The organism is Tersicoccus phoenicis (assembly GCF_001968835.1).
In the GTDB taxonomy this organism is placed as follows: domain Bacteria; phylum Actinomycetota; class Actinomycetes; order Actinomycetales; family Micrococcaceae; genus Tersicoccus; species Tersicoccus phoenicis.
Map to the genome: position 1 here is coordinate 1 of NZ_MRDE01000056.1, position 334 is coordinate 334.

General features: G+C 65.0%; 1 protein-coding gene and 1 pseudogene. One reads left to right on the forward strand and one right to left on the reverse strand.

Annotated elements, in window-relative coordinates; genetic code table 11:
- Window positions 1–10 precede the first annotated feature (10 nt).
- Window positions 11–106: a hypothetical protein gene (locus tag BKD30_RS17085; RefSeq protein ID WP_408033364.1), complete on the forward strand. Its 96-nt coding sequence runs from the start codon at window positions 11–13 to the stop codon at window positions 104–106.
- Between the two features lie 13 nt (window positions 107–119).
- Here the strand turns inward: BKD30_RS17085 and BKD30_RS08500 are convergent.
- Window positions 120–334 (reverse strand): annotated as a pseudogene (locus BKD30_RS08500) (HNH endonuclease); the annotation flags it as partial.

Below are 334 nucleotides of genomic sequence, written 5' to 3' on the forward strand. Positions count from 1 at the left end.
GTACATCGAATTGCGGTACAATCAAAAGAGAATCCATTCAGCGCTCGACTACCGGACCCCGAATGAATTCGAACAGGCCTGGTACGCGTCACGCAGAGCGGCCTGAAACATGAAGGGAATCACCGGCCCGGAATTCGTCCCACCGCCCAGTCACACCACGGGGTCCGGCAGGTCCGGTCCCGGACCTGGATGAACCGGCGCAACCCCTCGGGCATCAACCGGGCCCGCGAGTCCATCCCGACCAGTTGCCCGGTGTCCGGGGCCAGGAACAAGCGACGGAGGAACACGTCGGTCCGGCCATCGACCAGCTCCCGCGCCCACGGGGCCGGGACCA